The 26,959-nt window shown below is 48.0% G+C and carries 17 protein-coding genes; 9 read left to right on the top strand and 8 right to left on the bottom strand.

All coding sequences use genetic code 11. The annotated features are described in order from the left end of the window. Positions 1-3: 3 nt before the first annotated feature. Positions 4-1,023, top strand: a complete 1,020-nt coding sequence (locus HYN48_RS04405; RefSeq protein ID WP_108369970.1) for a hypothetical protein — start codon at positions 4-6, stop codon at positions 1,021-1,023. A gap of 152 nt (positions 1,024-1,175) precedes the next feature. Beyond that, on the top strand, positions 1,176-2,180 hold the full coding sequence (locus tag HYN48_RS04400; protein ID WP_181248526.1) for a lipocalin family protein: 1,005 nt from the start codon (positions 1,176-1,178) through the stop codon (positions 2,178-2,180). 361 nt (positions 2,181-2,541) lie between these two features. Here HYN48_RS04400 and HYN48_RS04395 read toward each other — a convergent pair whose 3' ends face one another. The 4 genes from HYN48_RS04395 to HYN48_RS04380 form a co-directional block, all read right to left on the bottom strand. After that, positions 2,542-4,374 (bottom strand): T9SS type A sorting domain-containing protein, encoded by a 1,833-nt coding sequence (locus HYN48_RS04395; RefSeq protein WP_108369968.1) that lies wholly within the window; start codon positions 4,372-4,374, stop codon positions 2,542-2,544. A 58-nt stretch (positions 4,375-4,432) separates the two neighbouring features. Continuing rightward, positions 4,433-5,092, bottom strand: coding sequence for an aspartate kinase (locus tag HYN48_RS04390; RefSeq protein WP_108369967.1), 660 nt, complete (start codon positions 5,090-5,092; stop codon positions 4,433-4,435). A 70-nt stretch (positions 5,093-5,162) separates the two neighbouring features. Continuing rightward, complete coding sequence (locus tag HYN48_RS04385; protein WP_108369966.1) at positions 5,163-5,522, bottom strand: YraN family protein; 360 nt, start codon at positions 5,520-5,522, stop codon at positions 5,163-5,165. 26 nt (positions 5,523-5,548) lie between these two features. Next, positions 5,549-6,445 carry a S66 peptidase family protein gene (locus HYN48_RS04380; RefSeq protein WP_108373370.1) on the bottom strand — a complete coding sequence of 299 codons (897 nt, stop codon included), beginning with the start codon at positions 6,443-6,445 and terminating at the stop codon, positions 5,549-5,551. 291 nt (positions 6,446-6,736) lie between these two features. Between HYN48_RS04380 and metG the strand changes: the two genes are divergently transcribed. Genes metG through HYN48_RS04360 form a run of 4 tightly spaced genes read left to right on the top strand, consistent with a single transcriptional unit; the run spans position 6,737 to position 11,625 of the window. Then, positions 6,737-8,839, top strand: coding sequence for a methionine--tRNA ligase (gene metG / locus HYN48_RS04375; protein ID WP_245945984.1), 2,103 nt, complete (start codon positions 6,737-6,739; stop codon positions 8,837-8,839). Between the two features lie 2 nt (positions 8,840-8,841). Further along, the gene (locus HYN48_RS04370; RefSeq protein WP_425433109.1) at positions 8,842-9,537 is read left to right on the top strand and encodes an HAD family hydrolase; all 696 of its coding nucleotides are present in this window, start codon (positions 8,842-8,844) and stop codon (positions 9,535-9,537) included. After that, positions 9,534-10,163, top strand: a complete 630-nt coding sequence (locus tag HYN48_RS04365; protein ID WP_108369964.1) for a chloramphenicol acetyltransferase — start codon at positions 9,534-9,536, stop codon at positions 10,161-10,163. Before HYN48_RS04370 ends, HYN48_RS04365 begins: the two co-directional genes overlap by 4 nt. Positions 10,164-10,206: 43 nt before the next feature. Beyond that, the gene (locus tag HYN48_RS04360) at positions 10,207-11,625 is read left to right on the top strand and encodes a hypothetical protein (protein WP_108369963.1); all 1,419 of its coding nucleotides are present in this window, start codon (positions 10,207-10,209) and stop codon (positions 11,623-11,625) included. A gap of 1 nt (position 11,626) precedes the next feature. Here the strand turns inward: HYN48_RS04360 and HYN48_RS04355 are convergent, their stop codons facing one another. Continuing rightward, positions 11,627-11,959: a single-stranded DNA-binding protein gene (locus tag HYN48_RS04355; protein WP_108369962.1), complete on the bottom strand. Its 333-nt coding sequence runs from the start codon at positions 11,957-11,959 to the stop codon at positions 11,627-11,629. 333 nt (positions 11,960-12,292) lie between these two features. Here HYN48_RS04355 and HYN48_RS04350 point away from each other — a divergent pair, with 333 nt between their 5' ends. From HYN48_RS04350 to HYN48_RS04340, 3 genes are read left to right on the top strand one after another with little or no spacing between them, the layout of a single operon-like run. Next, positions 12,293-12,652 carry a hypothetical protein gene (locus HYN48_RS04350; RefSeq protein WP_108373366.1) on the top strand — a complete coding sequence of 120 codons (360 nt, stop codon included), beginning with the start codon at positions 12,293-12,295 and terminating at the stop codon, positions 12,650-12,652. Continuing rightward, positions 12,649-15,009 carry a M28 family peptidase gene (locus HYN48_RS04345; RefSeq protein ID WP_245945983.1) on the top strand — a complete coding sequence of 787 codons (2,361 nt, stop codon included), beginning with the start codon at positions 12,649-12,651 and terminating at the stop codon, positions 15,007-15,009. Before HYN48_RS04350 ends, HYN48_RS04345 begins: the two co-directional genes overlap by 4 nt. Then, the gene (locus HYN48_RS04340; RefSeq protein WP_108369961.1) at positions 14,996-15,802 is read left to right on the top strand and encodes a Rossmann-fold NAD(P)-binding domain-containing protein; all 807 of its coding nucleotides are present in this window, start codon (positions 14,996-14,998) and stop codon (positions 15,800-15,802) included. The genes HYN48_RS04345 and HYN48_RS04340 overlap by 14 nt, the downstream gene beginning before the upstream one ends. A gap of 48 nt (positions 15,803-15,850) precedes the next feature. Here HYN48_RS04340 and HYN48_RS04335 read toward each other — a convergent pair whose 3' ends face one another. The 3 genes from HYN48_RS04335 to HYN48_RS04325 form a co-directional block, all read right to left on the bottom strand. Then, on the bottom strand, positions 15,851-17,734 hold the full coding sequence (locus HYN48_RS04335) for an OmpA family protein (RefSeq protein ID WP_108369960.1): 1,884 nt from the start codon (positions 17,732-17,734) through the stop codon (positions 15,851-15,853). A 19-nt stretch (positions 17,735-17,753) separates the two neighbouring features. Then, positions 17,754-18,674, bottom strand: a complete 921-nt coding sequence (locus HYN48_RS04330) for a PorP/SprF family type IX secretion system membrane protein (protein WP_108369922.1) — start codon at positions 18,672-18,674, stop codon at positions 17,754-17,756. A 74-nt stretch (positions 18,675-18,748) separates the two neighbouring features. After that, positions 18,749-26,821: a T9SS type B sorting domain-containing protein gene (locus HYN48_RS04325; RefSeq protein ID WP_108369959.1), complete on the bottom strand. Its 8,073-nt coding sequence runs from the start codon at positions 26,819-26,821 to the stop codon at positions 18,749-18,751. Positions 26,822-26,959: the final 138 nt, after the last annotated feature.

Raw genomic sequence — 26,959 nt, 5'->3', positions numbered from 1 at the left:
GCCATGAAAAATTTTAAACTTTACATGTTAGCCGCAGCAGGATGCTTTGCGATAACATCATGCTCATCAGATGATGATAACGGTTCCAACAACAACAATGTAAGCGACGATCTTACGGGAACTTATGAGCTTACTGCGGCCAATACGTCGCAGGCACAGGATTACGATGGGGATGGGGATACGTCTACCAACCTGGTGACTGAAGGCAGCTGCTACAATGACAGCTGGATCAGTTTCCATAACGACGGAACGTACGACGAAAGCTATTCTTACAGCACTAAGGCTGAAGGCGGGTTGAAACTCGAATGCCACACTGAATTGTCTTCAGGTACTTTCACAAGAAACGGAAACAACATCACCACAACACGCACGTCAGGATCAGGAAGCCTGAACGCTTCTTACACTTTTAATGCCAGCAGCCATACGCTGGTGCGCAATGCAAGCAATGCTACCCAGTCACGATTTGACGAAGCCACTGCTTTATGGGTTGACATGACCAGCAGCCTGCAACTGACTTTCGAAAAATACACTGACAACGATGAGGATAACGGAAACACTGATGACGATGACGACAACGTCAGCACCAGCGGTATGGCTGAAATCATGGGTAACTTCGGCTTGTCATCCTTGCTGACTTCAAATTCACAGGATCTTGACAATGACGGCGACAGTTCATCAAACCTGTTGAATGAAACAAGCTGCTACAGCGATTCAAAAATCAAATTCAATAACAACGGTACTTATGAGGAAACAAGGTCTTTCAGCACTTTAGGAAACCTTGGTCTTTCATTGACCTGTGATTCTGAAACCAGGACAGGTACATGGACCCGCGTGGGTGACAGGGTGTTTACCAGATCATCAGGAAATGGTTCCGTGCGTACTGCCTTCGACCTGGATGCCACAACGAACATCCTCAGCCGTTCTGAAAATAATGGGGATTATCCTTCATTCAACAGCCTGACCAATGTTTTTGCGATGCTGTCAGGAAACCTGGATTACGAGTACGAAAAATCGAGCAATTAATCCGCCTGCATAGTTTATAATTAATAACAGTTAGAACCCGTCAGTCACCTGGCGGGTTTTTTCATTTTATAATGTTATCCCGAAATCCTGTAACGCAGCCGCAGGGCAACAAAGGTACTTTTGCACGTATAATCTTAAATATAAATATTGCCATGAAAAATTTCAAACTTTACTTACTTGCCGCAGCAGGATGCTTAGCGATGACGTCGTGCTCTTCAGACGATGATGAAGACAACAACAGCGGAAACGCAAGCCTTGTGGGCACTTACGAACTGACTTCTGCCGTAACCCCGTTAGCGCAGGATTTTGACGGTGACGGAGACGCTTCGACCAATCTGGTTACCGAAGGAGCCTGTTATAACGACAGCTGGATTGCATTCCATGCCGATGGAACCTACGACGAAAGTTATTCGTACAGCACGATCAGCAATGGTGGTGTAGGGCTTACCTGCCAGACCGATGTGTCTTCAGGGACGTATACGCTGAGCGGCAGCACTGTGACAACGACACGGACGTCGGGCACTGGTGCCGAGACAGCGACTTACAGCTTCAATGTAAACAACCACAAATTGTTGCGTATGATCACCAATGCACCGACGTCAGTATTTAATACAACGATGGCACTTTGGGCGACAGGCCACGACAACCTGGAACTGACCTTCGAAAGGTATACTGAAAATGATGAGGACGCCGGCGCGACAGACGACGATGCCAACAACACGAACACTGCAGGGGCCGCAGAGGTAACCGGAAGATTCGAATTGACTTCGCTGATTACTGGCAGCACGCAGGACCTTGATGACGATGGCGACAGTTCTACCGACCTGACCAATGAGGTGATGTGTTACGGAGACTCGAACATCCTTTTCCATACCAACGGTACTTATGAGGAAACAAGAACGTGGACTACTGTTGGTAACGTTGGGCAAACGCTCGATTGCAACACGGAAAGCCATACCGGTACTTATACACGCACCGGTGGCAATGTATATACCCGCAGCGCAGACGGCATTAACACCGCGTACACTTACAACACCACAACACATTACCTGAAACGTACAGAAACTGCCGGTTCAATCCCAACGTACAACAGCACGACAAACCTGTATGGCATGACAACGGGCAACCTTGACTACGAATATTCAAAAGCCAACTAACAGGCCAGCTGTCTTAGTTATATAATAGAAAAAGCCGCTTCATCAAGGAAGCGGCTTTTTTGTTGTTGTATCAGCGGGTTTTTCCGGTGTTGCCCGATCCTGCGAAGGATGGAGTTTTTATTGAAGGGCTCACCACAGAAGTAACAACCGGGCACAGACGAAAGGGACAATCGATCAATGCGGGCACTGATCCCACGAAGCGCAACCTGTCACGGACTGATCTCCCAGAAGTTTAATCGGCCCTTTAATACATCTGCATTTTTACCATCAATGCGTCTACCTTAATTTTTTCAAGATGCACATGACGCAATAAATAAAAAGCCGCCTTGAAGGGCGGCTTTTTATTTATTGCAGGGTCAAATTACATTTTCAGTATCTTGAAGTGTGCTTCTTTATCTTCAGACCTAAGCTTGAAGAAGTACGTTCCTGTTGCAAAACCGGAAATATCAATCGTGGTATCGGCTGACTTCACCGACTTCCTCAATAACAGCCTGCCCTCGATATTGTAAACAAGGACCTCGTCAATATTGGACTTAGCGCTGATATTTACGATGTCTTTGGTAGGGTTTGGATAGAATGCAAAATCGATGTTGTTGTTGTCCTCAACGTTAAGATTCGCACTCATCGTGAAGAAGAATTCTATAAACGACGTCGTAACAAATCCTGAGCAGATTGGCCTGATTTTCACCTTGTATTGTGTACCCACGTTAAGGCTGTTGGCAGTATAAGTCATGGCAGTTACCGTATCCGAGAATTCAAATGAACTCGACGCTTCGCTTACGGAGATTTCCCATTCGTCGGTGCCTGAAGTATCAGCCCAGGTAACCTGTACCGACGTAGAGGATAGCGAACTCACGTTAATATTAGACACCCTGTTCACACAAGCTCCGGTACAACCGCTGCTCAGACAGGAAGATGCGTTAACGAAATTGACTACGGCTGCAGAGGGCTGCGGTCCGAATCCGTTGCTGAACGCAATACCGACACCCGAAACGAGGTGACAATAGCTCATCATCGTTCCTTTTACATTCGATGCTGGAATTGGACCCATGGCGCATCCACCTTCCACATAGCCTGCACAACTGTCTATAGACGTGTTGTTGCCATTCCAAACACAGGCATGGGTATGCCTGGATCCGAGTACGTGGCCGTTTTCATGCGTTACCACATTCACTGTCCAGGAGTAGGTTGGAACATCCTGATACCCAGGATCAACGTCCGAATAACTGTAATTGAGATCGCTGCAGATGCCTCCGATAGACGCTGCCACACCACCCAGTCCGCCCGGATCGATCCCGATCAATGAGCCTACATCACCGTCAAAGTTGGGGCGAAGGCTGCCGAACTGGTCTTTGTAGTCAGAAGAATCAGAACCTGTGTAAGGGTCCGGGGTCGTCCACATATAAAGGGCCTTAAAGGCGATATTTACGGTCTCATTGGCATACAGTGTCTGAACATTGTTAAACAATCCCATCATCCAGTTCGCATTGGCAAACGCATTGCTTCCATTGCTCTGGTAAAGGTTGTAGTCCATTTCAAAGTACATCGATACACATTTTACGGTCTGCGGACTCGCAGTATCATTTCCGTCACGGTGTGCATCCACGCCGCTGCTGATATTCTTATCGTCGGTATGGCAATCGAAATTCTGGCTTACCTGCATGTTCTGGTCTTCGTAAATGATGTAATCATTCACGTTGCCGGCCTTTATCAGTTTGCCGATCACGAGGTTGCTGATTTCGGGATTGGACACGATACCCATCATCTGCCCGTCATAAAAGCTTAGTGACGCTATTGAATTCTCGTCGCCTTTGATCATTCCGCGGTAGTATACACCCGGCGTGAAAGGTATTGACGATTCCCTGTCGGTATCAATATGGAAGCCATCGGCAAACAGGTTTACGCTGTAAAGCTGCACCGTAATCTGCTTTTGGTGGTAGGGTATCTCGATTTCAATCGTAGGGTATTTTTGCGCAACGATGGCATTGATGACATCCACGTTGGCCTTGGCATAGGCCGCATCCGTGACAATGGCGTCACGATTCTTATCAACTGCATTCGCGGGTGTAAAAACCTCAAAGGTCTTGAACACTGCTTTCTTCGCAATCAATTTTTCCACATCCTTTACCACGGCTTTCTGTGCCTGAAAGGTCACAGAAAACAGGAGTGCTGTTAAGAGGAGAATTTTTTTCATAGTGTTTTTATAAATTAAGGAGGTCAAATATAAGGGATTAATTTGTTAATTTTTTGATTTATAAAGATTTCAGGTCCTTTATCACCTTAAATGCCACATCCACATCGTCTTCACTTACCAGCACGGTAAATTCATACGAAGTCGAAATCACTTCATTGATAATGATGCCTTCCCATGCCAGCCTCTGGAATATGAAATAATAAACGCCGGGCGTCGACACGTTATCTTTGGGGAGTTTTATGGTAATTGACGCCAGATTGTCGAACTTATGCAACAGCCTTTCGCCCGAAAAATGCTTGTCGACGAGATGGCTGACGCTGTCACTCACCACAATATTGGTTTCACTCACGCCGCGCGAGGAAGTGTAAAAGATATCGGAATAGGAGTTGATTTCTGAAATCAATTCGGCCTGCTTGTTTAAAATGGTGTCCGAAACCGCAAATGTAAAATCAGACAGCGATGAGCGCACGGTGATCTCGCCGAGGTTTTTGAGAACTTTCACGATTTTGTGGTTCAGCCGGAAATCGAGGTCTTCCGAAAGCCTTTTGAGTGCCATGACAATCGCGCCCTGTTTGACATCCTTGCCCAGTTCTGCCTGGAGTTCGGGCAGCATATTGCGGGAAAGTGATGTCAGGTTGATGATGCCCTGCGACAGCGCACTTAAAAGAAATGGCTTGGTCTTGATGTAGTTTTCGACTACAGCAGAAATTGTTTTCATGGTTTTTAGTGTAGTGTTGTCTGTTTTGCAAACATACATCTAAAAAACAATTTGTTACAAATATAACAGGCTAAAAGTGATAGAATGCGTCTTCGAGATGGTCAATAACGAATTGATTTTTAACCGCGTGGATGGCTACGATGTCAAAGCGCACTAAAACATCCAGATCGTTTTCCTCAACATACTGATTGACTGCCTTCACGAGAAGTTTGATTTTTTTTGAATTCACAGCATCCTGCGGCAACCCGAAATCCAGCGAAGAGCGGGTCTTGACTTCCACGATGGCGAGTGTATTCTCTTTACGGGCGATTACGTCGATCTCAGCTTTTTGGAATGCCCAGTTGGTTTCCAGGATGTCATACCCTTCTTTTTGCAGGAACGCTACAGCCAGTTCTTCTCCGAGTTTTCCTAATTCGTTGTGTGATGCCATTTGCAGTGTTCCGTTGACAATAGACGTTATTCAAAACGGACTGTCGCTCCGTTTTGGGTGACCTCAATCGAAACCGTTTTACCTAAAATCATGGCGCGGTTGTCCTTAATATGCCCGGCGGGAAAGTTATAGACGACGGGGATTTGATAATCTTTGAGGATGTCCTGTATGATTTGCAGCGCGTCCTTGCCCCACGGGATGTCGTTGTCCTTCATTTCTGTCATACCGCCTACTACAACGGCTTTGATCCCGTCGAAATAACCGTTGCGCTTCAGGTTCATCATCATGCGGTCGATGTGGTACAGGTACTCGTCCAGGTCCTCTATGAAAAGGATTTTGCCTTTGTAATCGACCTCTGATCGGGAGCCCAGTATGCTGTACAGCACCGAAAGGTTCCCACCGACGACTTCCCCGGAGGCCTTTCCCATCCTGTTATACGGATGTGCCGGCAGAGTATAGACAAGTGATTCCCCGAAAAGGGACTTCCGCAGGGACTCAATGGCGTCCGGGGTCGCGGTCTTTACATTCATTGCCATCAGCGCGTGCAGCGTTTCAATACCCATGTTGTTAATGTGGCTGTGCAGTACGGTCATATCACTGAATCCGATAATCCATTTAGGGTTCTTGCGGAATTTGGTAAAATCTAATCGGTCCACGATCCGGACAGTGCCGTACCCACCTTTTCCTGCCCAGATGGCCTTAATGGACGGATTGTCCATCATCTCCTGGAAGTCGGTCGCCCTAAGCCAGTCGGCTCCTGCGAGCTGGTGGTCCTCCTTCCCGATGGTTTTCCCGATCACCACATGGAGGCCCCAGCTTTCGAGCAATTTAATTCCCGGCTGCAAGGTCGCCAGCTCTATTTTCCTGGCGGTGGCCAATATGCCTACGGTATCGCCTTTCTTCAAAAATTCAGGTGTGATCATTTTTCGTTGTGCTTGACTGTTTTGGAACATAAAAAATCCGCAGAGGATTATCGCAAAGAGGGCCTTTGGGTTTTTCATATCATGATTTGTGACGTACAAAAATACCGAATAATTTACATTCCGACAGGGTATTTTAGCCCCGATGGCAGCGGCATCCTTTTTTAAATCCCGAAGGGTTTAAAAAAGATATAGCGGACAGCGGGAAATAGCTCCTGATAACATCCCAAAAAAACTTATTTTTGCAGACGCCCGGGGAATGGTCCCGCAGCGGCGAAGCAATCAGACTGCATTATGTTACAAAATCAAATCCCAGGCCAGGGCAAAATGGGCGGCGCCAAACGATATACGGTTACGGCCGCATTGCCTTACACCAACGGCCCGATACACATCGGCCATCTTGCCGGCGTGTATGTGCCATCCGATATTTATTCGCGTTACCTTCGCCTGCAGGGCAGGGACGTCGCATTCATCTGCGGCAGCGACGAGCACGGCGTAGCGATCTCGATGAAGGCCAAAAAAGAGGGCATCACGCCGCAGCAGGTTATCGACAAATACGATGGGCTGATCCGGAAATCGTTTGCCGACTTCGGGATTTCTTTCGACAATTATTCGCGGACTTCATCGAAAATACACCATGAGACCGCGTCGGCATTTTTCAGGAAACTTTACGATAACGGGCAGTTCATTGAAGAAGTGACCGAACAGCTGTATGACGCTAAAGCCGAGCAGTTCCTGGCCGACCGTTTCGTGACGGGAACTTGTCCGAGATGCGGCAACGAGGAAGCTTATGGCGATCAATGTGAGCGTTGCGGCTCCACGTTAAATGCCACCGACCTGATCAACCCAAAATCGACCATCACCGGCGAAACGCCGATATTGAAAGAGACAAAGCATTGGTTCCTGCCGTTGGACCAATACGACGCCTTCCTCAAAGAATGGATCCTCAAAGACCACGCCAAGGACTGGAAAACCAATGTGCTGGGCCAGGTGAAAAGCTGGCTGGACGACGGACTGAAACCCCGTGCCGTCACCCGCGACCTTGACTGGGGCATACCCGTCCCTGTGGAAGGTGCTGAAGGGAAGGTACTGTACGTCTGGTTTGACGCGCCGATCGGTTACATTTCTTCGACCAAGGAATGGGCGGCGCGCGAAGGCAAAGACTGGGAACCCTACTGGAAAAGCAGCGATACCAAGCTCGTGCATTTTATCGGAAAGGACAATATCGTATTCCATTGCGTCATTTTTCCGGCGATGCTCCGGGCGGAAGGATCGTTTATTTTACCCGACAATGTACCGGCAAACGAATTCCTGAACCTCGAAGGCAATAAATTGTCCACCTCTAAAAACTGGGCGGTTTGGCTGCACGAGTACCTTGAGGATTTTCCCGGGAAGCAGGATGTTTTGCGGTACGCGCTGACGTCAAATGCACCCGAAACCAAAGACAATGATTTTACCTGGAAGGATTTCCAGGCCCGAAATAACAACGAGCTTGTGGCTATACTTGGGAATTTTATTAACCGTGTGGTGGTGTTGTCGCACAAGTATTACGACGGGATCGTTCCGGAGCCGAATGATTTTACGGAAGCTGACGAGCAGACATTGACTGAAATGCGCGCCTACCCGGCGGTGATTTCGAGCTCGATTGAACGTTACCGTTTCAGGGAAGCCCTGGGCGAAATGATGAACGTGGCGCGTTTGGGGAATAAATACCTCGCCGATGAAGAGCCCTGGAAAATGGTGAAAGAAAATCCCGAGCGTGTCAAGACACAAATGTTTGTCGCGTTGCAGGTCGCTACCGCGCTCGCTGTGCTTGCGGAACCCTTCCTGCCCTTCACGTCTGAAAAACTGAAACGCATGCTGGGGATGCACTCGAGCGGTAATGGCGTTAACGACTGGGAGGAAGTCGCCAAACCACAGACGATACTTTCTCCGGGAACACACTTGGGACAGGCCGAACTGCTTTTTTCCAAAATCGAAGACGAAGAGATCCAAAAGCAGATTGATAAACTGGAAGCGACTAAAACCGCCAATAAAGCAGAAAACAAGCTCATGGAACCACAAAAAGACCTGATCCAGTACGAGGATTTCGCGAAGATGGACCTGCGCGTAGGCACCATTCTTGAAGCCGAAAAGATGCCGAAGGCAAATAAACTCCTGATCTTGAAAATCGATACCGGGCTCGACGTGCGCACTATCGTGTCAGGTATTGCCGAAAGTTTTTCTCCGGAAGACATTATTGGCAAACGGGTCACCGTTTTGGTGAACCTCGCTCCGAGAAATCTCCGCGGCACTGAAAGCCAGGGCATGATTTTAATGACAAACAGTCCGGACGGGAAACTGGTTTTCGTAAATCCTGATGCCGAGGGCGTAAACAACGGTGAAACTATAAATTGAAAATGGCCATGAACATCAAAGTAATCGCATTTGATGCTGACGACACCCTTTGGGTAAACGAGCCTTATTTCCAGGAGACGGAAGAGAAATTCTGTGAACTGCTCGCACCTTATTTGTCAAGACATTCACTTTCCCAGGAACTTTTTAAGACCGAGATTGCCAATTTACGTCTGTATGGTTACGGCATCAAAGGATATATCCTTTCCATGATTGAGGCTGCACTGGACATTTCCAACCATACAATCAGCAATGAGGTCGTTGCCAAAATCATCCAGTATGGAAAAGAGTTGCTTGAAAAACCGATCGAGTTGCTTGACGGCGTCGAGGAAGTACTCGAAATCCTCAATCCCAGGTACAAGATTGTGGTAGCAACCAAGGGCGATTTACTCGACCAGAGGCGCAAACTCCACAATTCGGGGCTTGGAAAATACTTCCACCACATCGAAGTGATGTCAGACAAACAGGAAGTCGACTATTCGGATCTGGTGAACCGACTTGACATTCATCCGTCCGAATTCCTGATGATTGGCAATTCGCTGAAATCAGACGTACTGCCTGTACTCGGAATCGGCGGCCACGCTATTCACATCCCATTCCACACCACCTGGGCCCATGAGAAAATCGATCACCAGGTAGTACACGACAATTTCAGGGATTTCGAGAAAATCAGGGACGTACTTTCGATTTTTGATTTATGAGTCGGTACCTGGAATTGGATTCGTGGCCGCGCAAGGAACATTTCGAGTTCTTTCGCCGATTTGACGAGCCTTTTTTCGGGGTCGTTGTAGAAGTAGATTGCACGCAAGCGTACACAATAAGCAAAGAACGTGGATACTCGTTTTTCCAGTATTACCTTCACAAAACACTGTGTGCGGTGAACGCAGTGGAAAATTTTCGATACAGGATTGACAGCGATCGCGTAATTGTACACGAAACCATCCAAGCCTCTGCCACCATTTCGCGTGCTGACGGTTCGTTTGGCTTTTCACTGATCGAATTTCACCCCGCCTTTGAGGTGTTTTCAAACCATGCCTCAATCGAGATTGAACGGGTCAGGAATACCCCGGGACTGTTTACCCGATCTTTCGACAGAGACGACCTGATCCACTTTTCGTCGTTGCCGTGGGTGCCATTCACGTCGTTGTCGCATGCGCGGAGTTTTTCGTTTGCTGACAGCTGCCCCAAGATTTCATTCGGCAAAATGAAAACCGAAGCGCTTGGGATCAAAACCATGCCGATGTCAGTTCATGTGCATCATGGCTTGATGGACGGGCTTCATGTTGGCCGGTTTATCGATTTTTTTCAGGATGCCCTGAACACATAATGCTTAATTTTACGTTAAGTATGAATACTTTAAACTGATGCTTATGTTTCGGCCAATACTATTCTTTTTATTATTCACAAATATCCTGCTTTCACAAACGCTTTTGGTTTCCACTCCGCTGGAATTGAAAAAAAACAGTGATTTTCATCAGGCTCTCAATGCAGTTAATGAAAAAACGAAGGACGTGTATGCATTCGTTGCCGATAAGGAAACGATTCATGTACTTCGCTACAACAATGCACTGTTCCTTCGCGACAGCATGGTGGTCAGTTTTCCTGACCGGAAATATCCGTCGATGTTGGGGTATGCTTTCGAAGGCAATTCGCCCGTATTGTTTCTCGCGGGAGATGATCTTAAAAAATTGGCCCAGGTTGATTTTGACCTGGCCGCCAAATCCATTTCCGTTAAAACATTCGACTTCATCGGCGCAGACGAAAACTTCGTTTGCAGCTTTACACAGGATAACGTTTTTTATGCTGTTACGGCACCTGAAAAAACACAACTTTTAAAATTGTATGTTTTCGGCGACGGCTCCTTTTCGCAACATACACTCGACTTTTCAGCGTATGGATTCAGCGACGGTCGGGGAAAATCGTTGTCATTCTCAGAGCTGCTGTCGAAATTTCCGATTGAGAAAATGCAAACCGAATCGGTAAACGCGCTGGCCTCAGGAGTACAAAAAACCAAGATGTTCATAACGCCCCGAAAGATAGTGCTCACCGTCGACAGCAATCCGGAGATGACGACTTTGTTCCGGATTGACCTTCACGATTATTCCGTCAGCAAAGCCGACTTTATGCAACCTGCCGGCCGCGCACAAAATCCGGATCTTTCAGCATTTTCAAATTCCTATTATCATCAGGGCCGACTGTACCAATTAAAGGGTAACGGTGAAAAATTAACGCTTACCGGAACAGATGTTGAGACCTCTGTAGTCCTGCAAACCTATGAAGCATCGATACGGGATACCATCAACTACCGGAATTCCCCACTGTGGAGCCGAACCGGAAACGGCAGGCCTTCAGAACTGAGTGTCAAAAAGTTTTTCCGCAAACTCGCCGCTTCCGATGCGGGGATGACCGTTTATACCACTTCGGGCAACAACTTGCTGTTTACTGTGGGCGGACTTCGGGAAACCACCACCACAGGAAATATTTTGTTGGGCGTCGCGCTGGGCGCCGGTTCCATTGCGGCAGGCGGCGGGGGTGATGTAGGCTATTTGTTTGACAATGAAACCGGCCAATCCGTATATTTCGAATCGGTTTTTGATGCGGATTTCAAACACCTCGAGTCCGTTCCGGAAATCATCGCGGATGACTACATCGCAGAATTCCTGGAGAGTAACGAATCAGCGGCCATTCCAAGTGTTTTTCGGTATAAGGATTTTTACATCCTGGCGTATTATGATTCCCGTGGCAGGCAATATACCCTTCGTAAATTCGCGGACGGAGGTGTCGAATAAACTATTTGCCCAGCAACAGCACGTCGTTGGCGACCACTTCGGTCACGTATTTCTTCTCGCCGTTGGTGTCTGAGTAGCTCCTGTAAGTCAGTTTGCCTTCTATAGCGATTTCCTTTCCTTTTGGAACGTATTTTTCAATCAGCTCTGCTGTTTTTCCCCAGGCTATGACTCGATGCCACTGGGTTTCTTCCACCTTCTCCCCTTTGTCGTTCCGGTAAACCTCATTGGTAGCGAGCGTGAGCGTCGCCCTTTTTTTACCTTCACCAAACTCTTTAACTTCCGGATCGGCACCGGTGTGGCCGATCAATTGTACTTTGTTTCTTAATGCATTCATGGCTTTTCAAATTTTGTGGTTGTCTTTTTTTATGCGAAACCCTGCAGTTGGTTCCGGTTTGACAAAGGTTTGCAGCGGGTTTGTATTTATTCGGTTAACAAGCGTTTAAATTCGTTTGCATTCGTTTGTAAGCGTTTGCAAGTAAATTTTTATTATTATATTTGATTGACCTTAACAATATTACACGCCACAACGGGCACGGATTTCCCTCTTAGCCCCGATGGAAGCGGCATCCTTTTCCTTTTTTCTTTAAAAAGGGAAAGATACAGCGGACAGCGGGCACATCAACGACGAGAAGACGGGACGTCCTGCTCCAAAAACAAAAAAACTACGATGAAAAACTGCCTTGAATGCCATGAGAAAGTCGTGGGCCGGGAGGACAAGAAATTCTGCAGCGACGGGTGCCGCAACGCCTACAACAACAAAATCAATAAAGATGTGACTAATTTTATGCGGAACGTGAACAATACCCTGAGACGAAATTACCGCATCTTATCGGAGCTTAACACGCAGGGCACTTCTAAAACCGATCGCGACCGGCTCCTGCACAAAGGCTTCAATTTTGATTTCTTCACGAATATCCTGACTACAAAAACCGGAAATACTTACCGTTTTGTGTACGATCAAGGCTATCTTGCCCTTGAAAACGGACGGTATGTGCTTGTACGGAAAGAACGTAACGCGTGCCCATGAAAAAGAAATTCGGTTCCCTCCCCACAGTATTTTTCCTGGCGGCCCTGGTCGGCTTCATCTTTTATTCGATGATGCCGCAGTCTGCGTCGGAAAAGAACCTTCCGCTGTCCGAATTCTCCGCGCCTCGGGCTTTGAGAATTGTGTCGGAAATATCGGAAAAACCGCATTACACCGGTTCGGCAAATCACGAAGCGGTGGCACAATACCTTGTACAGGAGCTTAAGAATCTTGGGCTGGATACCGAACTGCAGGAAGGATACAGCCTTACTGAATGGGGCAGTCTCACCAAATCCAAAAACATCATCGCGACGATAAAAGGCACCGGCACGGGAAAATCGCTGTTGCTGCTTTCACATTATGACAGTGCGCCGCATACAAAATCGCATGGCGCTGCCGACGATGCCAGCGGTGTAGCCACCATCCTGGAAGGGGTCCGCGCGTTCCTGTATACCAGAACACCGCACGCGAACGACATCATCATCTTGTTTACCGATGCCGAAGAACTGGGCCTGAATGGCGCGGCGTTGTTTGTGCAAAAGCACCCGCTCGCAAAAAAGGTAGGCGTGGTCATCAATTTCGAAGCACGCGGTACCTCGGGACCCGCGTATATGTTAATGGAAGTCAACCAGGGAAATGCAGAAATGTTACGCCATTTTTCAGAATCCCAAGTGGATTTTCCTGCCTGTAATTCGCTGATGTACAGCATTTACAAGATGCTTCCTAATGACACGGACCTGACGGTTTTCAGGGAAAATGCAGGCATCCAGGGTTTTAATTTTGCGTTTATCGATGATCATTTCAATTACCACACACAGCAGGACGACCTGGCGCACCTCAATGCGGCGTCACTGGCACATCAGGGAAGTTACCTGTTGCCGTTAATGAAACATTTATCGAATGCCGATCTCACTTCGCTCGACACTACTGAGGATTCGGTGTATTTCAACGTGCCTTATGGTTTCATCCACTACCCTTTTTCATGGAATTTCCCGTTGTTCATCATCGCTTCGCTGCTTTTTTGCGGGTTGGTGTTTGTCGGGTTCGGGAAAAGAATCCTGAACGGAAAGGACATGGTGCGCGGTTTTTTGGTTTTCCTGATTGCAATACTCGTTGCCGGGGCTGTCGCTTTTTTGGGGTGGCAGGGCGTAATAGCCGCGTACCCGGGCTACACTGACATTCAACAGGGATTTACGTACAACGGGCACGATTATATTGCGGCATTCCTGCTGGCCGGGCTCGCAATTGCCCTGTTTTGCTACCGTCGCAGCGTGCCGGAGATGCAGATGATGAATTATGCCGTGACGCCTATTGCGATATGGATACTCATTAGCGGATTGGTTGCCTGGTTTTTACCGGGTGCCGGGTTCTTTATTATCCCCACACTTGCGGCCTTGTTCGGATTTACTTACTTTATCATCACGCAACGGACGTCACTATTGCTGAATCTCTTACTGACAATCCCGGCATTGGTGCTGATTGTGCCTTTTTTAGTGGCGTTGCCTGTTGGGCTCGGTTTAAAAATGTTATACGGCGTGGTGGTGCTGTCCGTCCTCCTCTTTGGCTTAATGCTGCCTGTTTTGGGGACACTCGCAGGAAAAAGCAGATGGGCTATTGTGATGCTTCTGGCTGCGGCGGGGTTTTTAGTTCATGCACACCTGCAATCCGGATTTGGGCCGGGCAGGGCAAGACCCAACAGCTTGTTATATTACTATGACGCGGAGCAGCAAAAAGCGTACTGGACGACCTACGACAAGACGCCGGATGAGTGGACCAAACGCTACTTAGGCGCAAGCCCGAAAAAGGCAGCAAGCCTAAACCGGAATACGTTGTTCAGCAAATACGCTTCGGACTTCAGCTGGTCGGCCGAGGCGCCCCGTAAGGACCTAATATTACCCCGAATTGATTTCGTCAGGGATACTGCCATCGGAAATTTCAGGTATTTCGATATCCGGATTGCTCCGGGACGGAATGTGAACCGCTACGACATCTTCGCAGGCGAGAAAATGAAATTCTACAATCTGAAAGCCAATGGCATCAGTCATCTCAACCAAAAAGGGTCGCTTTACCGGCGCAATGGAAAGAGGATTTTATCTTATTATGTTGTAGACAACGCGCCTCTGGAATTGCAATTTGCAATTAACCGGAATGATATTTTCGATATGAGCTTGCTCGAGTCATCTTTTGATTTGCTCGACAATCCGTTATTTAGTATTGCGAAACGACCCGCTTCTACGATGCCCGCGCCATTCGTCCTGAACGATGCGGTCGCCGTCAGCATGAAAATCAAGGCCTCCCCTAAAAGGCCGCTGATTGTGTCACCACCACCCGAAAATATGAGGAGCCATGCGCGAAATTAGTATTCTAGGCTGCGGATGGCTCGGCCTGCCCCTGGGCCAGGCGTTTTTAGAAAAGGGATATGTGGTACGTGGATCGACGACCTCCGTTGAAAAAATTCCGCTGTTGCAAGAACTTGGAATCAGTCCCTTTTTAATAACGGTAAACCCTGATGGCGTTGCGGGGGATGTATTATCATTCCTGAGTCGCTCCGACACTTTGATAATAGATATACCGCCGAAACTCAGAGGCAATGCTTCCGAAAATTTCGTATCCAAAATACGGGGATTGATTCCGTTTATTGAGGATAGCAAAGTTGTCAATGTGGTTTTTATAAGCTCAATTTCTGTTTATGGGGAAAATCAGGGATTGGTAACGGCATCGACCCATCCTGAGCCGGTGACTGAATCAGGGAAACAGCTGCTGGAATCCGAGCAGTTGTTACTGGACAACGCCAAGTTTTCCACTACCATTGTGCGTTTTGGCGGACTCACAGGCAACAACCGGCATCCTGTCAGGCAACTTGCCGGACGACAGGATTTGGACAATCCGGACGCGCCAATTAACCTGATCGATATTTCGGATTGCATCGGAATTGTGCTTTCGATTGTCGAACAGCGAATCAGTGATGCAGTCTTTAACGCCGTCGCACCGTATCACCCTACCAGAAGAGAATACTACACCCAAAAAGCCGCATTTGCCGGATTGGCTGCGCCACACTTTAACGAACAACAAACCGAAAGCGGAAAAATAATCAGCAGCGAGCACCTCCGCGAGACTTTGAATTACAATTTTTTAGTTACGGATAGGATATAAAAAAACCCGATCGGATGACCGGGTTTTTGCTTTATTACGTCTGAGTGATTATTTCTTCACAATCAGGAATTCACTTCGACGGTTTAACGCGTGCTGCTCTTCGGTGCAATTTTCCTTGCAATCGACTTTAGGCTCGCTTTCACCATAACCTTTCCCTGAGATCCTTGACGAGTCGATTCCCTTGGAAATTACATATTGTACGGTCGCTTTAGCACGGCGGTCAGAGAGATCCATGTTGTACGCGTCTTTACCGCGGTTATCGGTGTGTGATTTCACGAAGATGACCATATCTGGGCTGCTCTTCATTACCTGAACCAATTTGTCCAGCTCGAACGCACCTTGTTGCGTGATATTGGCCATATTGTATTCAAAATTCACATCCTGCAGAATGACTTCTTTCTCAGTCACGATTACGTCAATCGGGTTCAATGGTGCATCCACTTTCACTTTTCCGCCTTTGCTTTTTGCGATTGGGAATACGGCACTGTCATAACCATCTTTCGATGCCTGGATGCTATACTCCTTATTACATTCCACCATATACATTACTTCACCGTTAGCCGTTGTGCTGCGGGTTTCAATGATGTTCTTTTTCGCATCGAGGATCGCTACACGCGCCCCTTCGATTGCCCGGCCGGTCTTCGCATCAGTAACGACAGAGGTAACCTCCACGCTGCAAACCGGATCAGCAACAAAAATATCGTCAGTGCCACTGCGGTTGCTCGAGAAGAATCCGATATTTTTTGCGGTGCTGAAAGTGAAAGCGAAATCATCTTTTTCGCTGTTCACGGGCTTTCCGATGTTTTTTGCCTCACCATCCTGGCCGGTTTTGTTCAGATCTATTGAGAACACGTCCAATCCACCAAGTCCCTGTCTTCCGCTTGATGAAAAGTACAGCACATTGTCATCGGCAATAAAAGGGAATTGTTCGTTTCCTTCGGTGTTAATTTTCTTGCCTAAATTTTCCGGAGTTCCATAGGTATCGTCGCCATTCACTGCTACTTTCCAAATGTCTGACTGCCCTAGGCTACCCGGCATATCTGATGAGAAATACAGCGTCTTTCCATCTTTACTGATTGAAGGCCCGCTCGTTGAGTACGTTTTACTATTAAACGGCAGCGATTTAAGGTTGCCCCATTTGCCATCTTGTTTTGTAGCTTTGTAGATGTTGACCACACCGAATTTGGTCTTTAACTTTTTATCGTTTACAAAATTCTTGTCCGCCTGGCTGTCCCTTGCGAAATACATAGTGTTGCCGTCAGCGGTAATGGCAACAGGGCCCTCGTGCCATTTCGTGTTTAACTCTGTTAGTTCTTCCACCTTTCCGAAAGTCCCGTCAGCAGCATTATAAGACACGTAGTAAATGTCCAGGTAAGGCTCGTCGTTCCAGCCGTCAGTCCTTCTCGACTTGTTCCGGGTACTTGTAAAATACACATTGTTGTCATTTGCCAATACCGCACCGAAATCAGATTTCTCTGAGTTGATGGCAGTGGATTTTACGTTAAAGGCTTTTTGTCTGTCCAGGAGTTTTGGAAGATAATCAGGATTTTCCATGAACGCTTTGGCCCTTTGGTCATTTGGCATTTTGGAAGCAAATACCTTCATCTGCTTATTCGATTCTTCATACTTGCCGTTTGCCTTGAGCATTTGGGCGTACTTGTAATAGGTTTCAGCGTCCTGCGGTTCAGTCACGACCTTCGCGTACCATTTGGCGGCTTCGGCAGTATTAAACATATTATAATAAGAGTCTGCAAGTTGCTTGTAAACATAATTATCGGCTTTTCCCTTATTGACAAGGTCCAGATATTCCTTCACCGCATCCACATACTCTAATTGGGCAAAAAGCTTGTCTGCCTTCTGCGTATCCTTATTTTGCGCCTTTATCGTATGGGCAGCAAAAACTAAAATCAATACTATATATAATTTTTTCATTATCGGATTGGCTTTTATGTTAGAAATATCTTGGTGAACGTGATACCTTTTTCGGGAAATTCAGGTCGAAGAGCAGGATGATCTCGTGTGAGGACGTGGTCACTGTCTTCAAATCCGAAATGATGTGGTCGTAAGCATACCCGATCCTAAGGTTCGGCGTGATCGCATAGTTCACCATACCCCCGAAGCTGTCATCCACACGGTAGGTCGCCCCGATCTCAAACTTCTCGCTGAAAAGCGCATTGAGCGACACGTCAAGCGAGCTCGGCGAGTTGAAAGCCGACTTAAGCATCGCGAACGGCTTGAGCTTCAGGTCAGGGTTGATCTGGAACACGTAACCTCCCGTCAGGAAGTAGTGCTGTGTCTCGGTACCGTACTTGATCCCGTTGTAGTCCAGGTGGTTTGCCTTGAGCATGTTCGGGACCGAAAACGCCACGTAGTAACGGTCGGTGTAGTAAAAGAATCCGGCCCCCACGTTCAGGTACACATTGTTGGTGTCCTCGCGGAAAGCGTCGTCGTCAAGGTCCGGAAGGCTCGGCGCAATCTCGCTGTTAAGACCGATCCGCTGGAATGTCGCCCCGGCCTTAAGACCAAGTGCCAGGCGGTGCTCACCGCCAAGGTTCAGCGTATAGGAGAAGTCGCCGTATGCGTTCTGCTCCTTCACCGGACCGATCTCATCGGAGATCAGCGAGAGACCCACGCCCACGTTCTTGCCCACAGGAGTAGATCCTGAAAATGAAAACGTGGAAGGTGCCCCGTCGACATTGACCCACTGCTTGCGGTAGAGCAAACCAAAGGACAGGTTTTCCTTGGATCCGGCATAAGCGGGGTTCATCACGTTCATGTTATACATGTACTGCGTATAGTGGGGATCCTGCTGCGCACTCGCATCAATCAGGGCAAGCAGGAATAATAAGGCGGCTAATTGTATTTTCTTCATCTCTTTGATTTGTTATTTCATTTGGTTGTGAAAGCTGCCCCGAAGGGCAGCATATCCTTTGTTCCTGTTCGCGGTTACCTGTTGATGTAAACCCATCCGGTCTTCTGCTCGCCGTCGGCCTTGTCGATCACATAGAAATACGTGCCGTCAGGAAGCTCATCGCCCGAGTTGTCCTGGCCTACCCATTGGTTGGTGTAGTTGGTAAACTCATAGACGACCGTACCGTAGCGGTTGAAGATTGAAAGGTGCTTCACGTTCAGCGTGGTCAGGTCGAACGAATCGTTCTTCGTATCGTTGTTCGGGGAGATTCCTCGCTGTATGATACAGGAAATATCGTCGATATCAATCGATGCGAATGTCGAACAACCATCAGCAACAACTTCTACGGTGTAAGTGGCCGGTGCCGCTTTTGCGATGATTGAACCGGTAGCGGTACCACTGACAAACGTGCCGCCGGTCCAGTTATAAGTTACCAAAGCAGGATTGAAAGACCCGTTAACCGGAAGCGCAGTGATCACAAAATCATTACCGCTACATTCTGCAGTAAACTCAATATTCGATTCAGGCACAATCGTAACTGCTGCCTGTGTCGTGTAAATACCGCAGCCGTCAATGTCAAGGGTATAGGTCACCACGTAATCGTTGGCCTGGCTCGCTGAAGGATTGATTGTACCATCAGCACCGATACTCAGTCCCGGAATGTCTACACTGTATGTTCCGGCGTCTGAAACCGGCGTAACCAGATTCTGAACCGCAACTGACGTAACGTCTTTACAGAAAGGCCCTCCGTTATAAGCGATAGTTCCGGTTGCAGCCTCAACGATTGTGATCGTTGCCGTCGCTTCATCTCCTGAACATGTCGGACCATTATCAACAACGTTTTTGATCGTATAGTCACCCGCATCACTGGTAGCCAACGTAATCTGACCTGTGTTTGGATCAATTGAAAGGTTGCCGTCTCCATCTACCACGGTGAAAGTACCGGCTTGCGAGAAGTTCCCTGTGAACTGCGGAGAAACGGTACCGCCATCCTTACAATATAAAGTACCTGCAGTGCCGTAGTTGAACCCAGCTGTATGCCTGCGCACAATGGTGATATCCGCAGTTTTTGTATCGCTGCAAGCACCGGCAGTAGTATTCGTAATAGTGTACAATCCTTCTTCACTTCCGGTAAGCGTAATGGTACCATCTGCCGCAATGTTAAGGCCACCCGTAGCTGTAAACGTGCCAGGGGTTACCACCGTCAACGGACTGATCGTTCCGGCATCGCTGCAATACTGTGCTTCATAAGTAATCGTAGCATCGTCAATCGATGTTACTACCAGATTCACCGGTATAACCTCATAACAAGTCGGCAGGGAAATCCTTTCAACCCTAACATAAATCGTCTGCGTTGGGGACAAGAAATCAGTGGAAAGATCGATTCCCGGCTCATCATTCGCGGCAGCATCAGCTGTGAGGTGGTATGAAACCGAGTAATCTGTTGGCACTAAACCAACTAAAACCTGACTTGTTACATCCAGCAAGTTAAACGGAGCCTGTCCGTCAGCGTCATCGCCGTCACACAATACATAGTCAGCAGGCGTTGTAGCCCCGATGGCAGGAAGCAAGGTCACCGTGATGTAATCCACATCCTGATTCAGTCCGCAAATTCCGACAACTTTGTAAATTCCGGATTGGGTAGCATCATATGTAGAACTTTCCGCTCCTGGAATTAATGTTTCGTTTAGGTACCATTGGTAGCTCGATGGAGAACTGGTAGAGTCAGCAAGCGCGTCAAGTGTAATTGATGCACCGCAAGCTGTAATATCGTCTCCGGCTGCTACATCACAACATAAGTTCGTACTTACACCAGTACCCGGCTCACCGAAGTTAGACTGGAATAATTTAATGTATCCAGGGGCCTGGTTGAAGTTTGTAATCATCAGCAGGTAGTATTCACCCGCCACTGCGTTAGGGATGTGCAGCGTTTCTACCGGTGCACCGTCGTAACTACAATCCAGGATATTACCCTGAGGATAAACTGCTCCTGGCGTCGTGTTGTTTTGGCAGCTCGGACAATCCTCAAACGCTACCTGATCACAGCTCGACGGGCTCGTGAAGGGACCCCAAGCTACATAGTCCACGTCGATTCCGGGCGCACCAGTTGTTGGGAAGTTATTCGGATCTGTACTTTGTCGGATTTCAAATTCAAGTGCTCCGGTCTGGCCTACCTGCAGGTAGTAGAATGTTGGGTTTGGCGAAGAACCCAGACAGGCAATCGGCCCCAATCCAGGTGTAACGCCTGTTGTATTGGTAAACAACAGCGACTGTTCTGCTTGAGATCCACAGAATGGGGTCGCAGTTTCACAAGTCGACACTGATTTAACACAAAGGTCAAAGATCACAATCTGGCTTGTAGGCGCATTAGACCAAACCCTGATGTAATAGGTCTCACCGACAACGAATTCGTCGGAAGTACTGTTCAATGAGTTGGCATCGCTGCAATACAAACGGGTAAGCGAGTTGCAGTTTCCTGAGTACACCGCATGATTCAGATTGGATGTGGTACCTTCAACATTAAGAAGGTTGATAAAATGTTGGTTTGACGTAGCTACGAAGCTAAACCAAACGTCATCATTGGCATTTCCTGTACACGCCGGGCTGTTCGGAGTTCCTGTAGAAGGACCCGCCTCAATAAGGTTACCCGGGGTGGTATACAAGCAATCATTATTTAAGTTCACTGTTACCGCGGTAGCTGAGGAACAGTCCTCATTCTCTGCCGGCGGTGGTGGGGTTTTGACACACAGGCTGAAAGTACTCCAGTCTCCCACTGCAGTTCCGGCAGTATAGACACGCACATAGTAAACCTGTCCGACGGTGAGACCTGTAGCCACACTATTGGCAGCAGTACTACAGTACATCGTTGTCAATGCGTCACAGGTTCCTGAGAACAATGTATGGTGCAGTGAAACGCTTCCTGAAGAAGCAAATAGCTGGTCTACGTTTATAAAGTGTACCGCATTGGTCGCTGTAAATTTGAACCACACATCATCGTTGGTACCAATACATCCTGTGCCGGTAATGGTTGGCGTGGATTGGGTTGCTCCCAGGGTATTTCCGTAAGCCTTATCCGTACATATTGATGTAGGATTTACAGGCGCTTCGATGGCGTTGGCACAATCGTCATTGACCGGCGGAGAGGTGATGCACAAATCAAACTTGATCGATTGATCGACGCTGGTACTCGTAGAATATACCCTGATGTAATAGGTCTGGCCAACGGTCAAACCTGTTGCATTCGAACTGTTCGTCGTACTACAATACAATTTTGTCAGGTTGTCGCATGTTCCTGAGAAAACTCCATAATTCAGGTTGGCAGTAGAATTTGAAGGCGATCTTACGATGTTACTTAAAGTTATCGCGTGTGAAGTGGAACTAGCCGTGAAGCTGTACCAAATGTCACTGTTGGCCTGCAAACAACCGGCGCCGGTCAGCGGCGGTGTCAGCACAGGCAGCGAAGCCGTAGCGCCATATGTATAGCCTGAGACGGTATTTACCGGAGCACAATCCTGTCCGGTATTCGGAGTTACGGAAATGGCATTGGCGCATTCATTGTTTGATGGTGGTGAAGTAATGCAAAGATCAAAGGTTGCAGAAGTATCCACTGCGGTCGTGGCAGTATACACCCTTATATAATACACTTCGCCAGGAACCAGTCCCGTAGCCATACTGATGTAATTGGTACTACAGTACTTTTTGACCAGCACGCCACAGCTTCCTGAAAATACGCTGTAGTTCAACCTTACATTGGTTGCAGTGGCCGGCGTAGGCACGACATTGCTTATGCTGATCATGTGGGTTGTGGACGTGGCGGTGAAGCTGTACCACAAATCGTTGTTTGGAACGCCACAACCAGGTCCTGTCAATACAGGGTCAAGTACCGGGTTTGAAGGCGTAGCGCCCAGGGTATTGCCCGATGTCACTGCATCGCAATATTGACTTGCATTTACCGGTACGGTAACTGCTGCGGTACATTCGTCATTAGCCGGAGGCGACGTGATGCATAAATCAAAAGTAGCTGATTGCTCAGAGTTTGACGGAGCAATGTAAGCACGTATGTAATAAATGTTTCCTACGGTAAGCCCGGTTGCGATACTTGCCGTTGCGGTACTGCAATACAAATTCGTCAACGCGCCGCAACTTCCGGAAAATACGCTGTAATTTATTTTCAGGTTTGCAACATTGGCGGGAGTTGATACCACGTTGCTGATGTTAATAATCTGAGTCGGTGCAACCGCAACAAAACTAAACCAAATATCATTGCTAGTCGGTCCGCAGCCGGTTCCGGCCAACGGCGGCGTAAGCGATGGATTAGACGCAGTAGATCCGAAGGTATTTGCGGAGACCGTATTTGCAGGAGCGCAAGTCTGTCCTGTATTGACAGTAACCGGCGTGGCATTGATACATTCGTCATTGGTCGGTGGCGTCAAGACACAAAGGTGGAATGTCGCTGATTGCGTCGCTGGGACTGATGGCGCATTGTAAACTCTGATGTAGTATGTGTTACCTGGAATGAAACCGGTTCCACCATTCGTATTGGTTGTACTGCAGAACATTCTTGTCAGACCTGTACAGCTTCCTGAGAACACACTGTAATTCAGTTTAAAGTTGCCTGGTGTCGCAGGTTTAGGGACAATGTCGCTTAGCACAATTGTCTGCGAAGTCGATGTCGCAACAAAACTGTACCATACATCCTTCGCCGTAGGCTCACAGCCTGCACCGGTCATGTCATTGCTGACAACCGGATTGGATGCATTGGCCCCGTAAGTGTTTCCTGTCGCCATATTGGCGGCGTCACATGCAATACCTGTATTTACGGTTACCGGTGTGGCAAACGCACATTCATTATTTTCAGGAGTCGTAATAAAGGTGACTGGTGTCAGGATGGTCCAGGTACTGACTTGTGAACCAGGACATACGGCCCTGATATAAAAAGTATAGGAAGTGGAGGCCGATAAAGGCACTCCGTTGATATTGGTCAAAGTATAAGATGTTCCTGTAATACCGGTGACGTTCGCCGGTGTAGGAGGGTCATTGGTTGGCGCCGGATCCCCTGTATTTACTACGTACAATTCGTAGCCATCAGAAGGCGGGTTTGAATTATCCGTCCATGTAATCACAGCGCTATGCGGTAAAATGGTTGCGGTCGCTACCGTAATGTCGGTTGGTTTGGAACATGGCGCAGGGCTGCATTCTACAACAGAACTGTAAAGGACCGTTGAAGGGGTACCTGTTCCGGGTGCTTTCGTAAACAGCACGTCAAGGAATGGGTTCTGGATTGAAACCCCGATTTGCTCTGGGTTTTGTCCTGCGATGCTCCAGAATAAGTCGAATGGTACGCCGTCGCACAAAGGTACCTGGACAGTGGCATTTCCACCGCTGGGCAGGTTTAGTTCCTGGATCAGGATGCCATTTTGCCTTACCTGCATCCTTGAGTTACCCCATCCGTTTCCGTTGCCATTGCCCCCACCGATGTCAGTAAGAACAAATTTGTAAACACACTTGTCTACAGGTTCACAGGTAACGGAATTAAATACGTTAAACGGTACCCATACACTCGCGTCGGTCGGCGAACATACGGCCCTTACATAGCCATAATAAATGGTTGCCGGTGTCAGGTCTGTCGCGGTAAAAGTGTACGGACCTCCAACAGGCACAGTGATAATCGGGTAGGTTGCCGGTGTAACGTTGTCCGGTGCGGGAGATGGAGGGTTTGGGCCGGGTATCAGCAGGATTTCAAAATCTGTCTGAGCAGGCAAAGCCGGAGTCCATGTGAATGTAGCTGCAGTAGTACTCAATACCGTAACCTGTGGGTTAACCGGTTTCTGACAGGTTGGCAATGTACAAAAATCCGAATCGGCAGTCAACGCTGACCATGCAGATGGGTTTGGTGAACAGTTCACCCTAACGTACACCTCGTAACAGTGATCCGGTTGTAATGGGTCTGTCGTGGTAAACGAGGTGGTTGCACCAGTGATGTTATCATAAGTCGGTACGGTATCTGCATCAGGAGCAGGGCTTCCCACGGGAGCAATATAAATGTCCCACGAAGTGGTCGCCACTGCCGTCCAGTTGATTGTCGCACCCGTTGTCGTGATGCTGGCGGTAGGTATTGTGACATTTGTAGGCGTAAGATCGCAACGTGGGGTATCACACTCTGCAATCACGTCACTATATACAATGCTGTTTAACACACCCGCAACGGCCGGTCTTGTAAAAATAGTCTGCCCGTGGTTGTTGATGATGGTCAACTGACGTTGCTGCGTAGTGGAACCTAATTTACTCCAGAATACATCAAAAGGCACGCCTTCGCATATAGGTACAATAACGTCTACAGGTCCTGCTCCAGTAGCAAGCTGTGAGCCCAATGTTGCAATGACTATACCATTTTGCCTGATCTGCATCCGGCTTCCGACAGTATCGTTACCCCAGCCGTTTGGACCGTTATTGCCAATCCTGAAAGTGTAGTTGCACTTGTGCTCAGGTTCGCAGATGTCGGAATTGAAAGGAAAAGGACCTGCCCATGGCGTCCAGATATCAGTGCCCGGTGCGCATTCCGCACGTACCCAGTATTGGTATTGCGTGGCCGCAACGACAGGTGCATCGTATTCATTCGTAGCTACCGCAACCCCATCACCTGATGGAACTTCAGTACCCAAAGGCTGTACTGCCACCTGCCATGAAGAATAACTTTGTGCATCCCATGTTAAATGGGCATTGGTGGTAGTGACCGGACTGGCAGCTAAATTAGCAGGCATCGGCGTACATTTCACTTCCTGTACCAAAAGCCCGTAAGCAATCGGCTGCGTTGTGCTGGAAGACACAATTATAGTGTAAGTATGTCCTGACACCGCATTGAACACAAAATTCCTTACGTTCAATGTGTTATTCGCTACACCACCCAAACAGGTACCGCCATTACCAATACAGCCTTCGTAAACGAATACGGAGGAATTTGGCGAATTACCAAGAGGCGTCATTACCACATTAATAGGCACATCGGACGTAGCCGTAACGCTGTAAAAAACCTCATTACCCTGCAGGTAATTGGCGTTCGCAGGGGTTACAGTTCCGCAATTTGCGGCCTGGGCCGTATCCACTTCATCTCCGTAGAGCGCGGTATTGTCGTTAAGTTCCTGGTAAGGAAGCGCTGGTATTACGAGCGGGTCGATACATACCGAGCCGAGCGGCAGGGTTGTGAAGATAAACGGACCTGCCCATTCGCTGTATGTAGTATCGGATCCGGTACCACAAACCCTTCGAACATAAACCTTAAAAGTTGAATCTGGTGTCAGCGGCGCACCGCTGTAAGCGTAGGTCGCAGGATTGGTCGCGGCAACAGTTACCGGAGTTCCAACGAAATTAAAATCATCGGCTGCCGGAACAACACCCAGTTCAAAACTGGTCGAAAGTTGCGGGTTGGCCCAGGTGAAAGTTACATGGGTGGAGGCGATCGAGGCCGGAATAAAATCCAAACCGGTCACGTCAGCACATTTTTCGACGATATTGACATCGTCAATAAGCCAACGGTCTCCACCAATCTGGCCTGTCTCCTGAGTAAATTTCCTGACAAATGCTATGTATACGTTTTGTCCCTGCAGTGCCACAGGGAAATCTACCTTTACCTGTTGGTAATCCCCAATTGGAAGCGTCGGGTCAATGATTTCGTCTTCGCCCCACGTTTTCAGTACGGTATACGCCGCCTGGTTGGTTTGCGAAGCATTGGTCGACACACGAATTTCATATATCGTTCCCTGATCAGCGATCTGGGTAAGACGTGTCCAGAATTGCAACTGCCCGTTGGCAGGAATCTGTCGCTGATTCATGATCAGCCAGTCTTCTTCAGTGTTGCCCGCACCAATCTGCTCCCTGTTCACATAGGCAGCATTTAATGTCGGTGGCGTGGTATCGTTATGCGCAGCATAAGGAGACCTGTTAACCGGAAACGGCGTGGTGTTCAGTATCCAGGGTTGCGCGGCACCTACACCATTGGTGCCGTTCATTACGGCCCATGTTGATGGGATCCCCCCTTCAAACGTTTCCAACTGGCTGAAACCTAGCATGGAACACAGTAAGAAGGTGAATAATAAAATAATTTTTTTCATTGACTGAAAAGTTTAAGAGGGTTTTAGTATAGTATTTTCCGTAATTTAGAATCCCAAATTTAAAAAATTTTAAGAATATCCTAACTAAAATTTAATATTTAACGAAATACTTTCATCCCGAGTCTTAGTTGGCACAAG

This window comes from Flavobacterium magnum, from assembly GCF_003055625.1.
GTDB lineage: Bacteria > Bacteroidota > Bacteroidia > Flavobacteriales > Flavobacteriaceae > Flavobacterium > Flavobacterium magnum.
The sequence above is the reverse complement of the archived record's forward strand: the minus strand, read 5'-3'. Positions and strand labels throughout refer to the sequence as shown.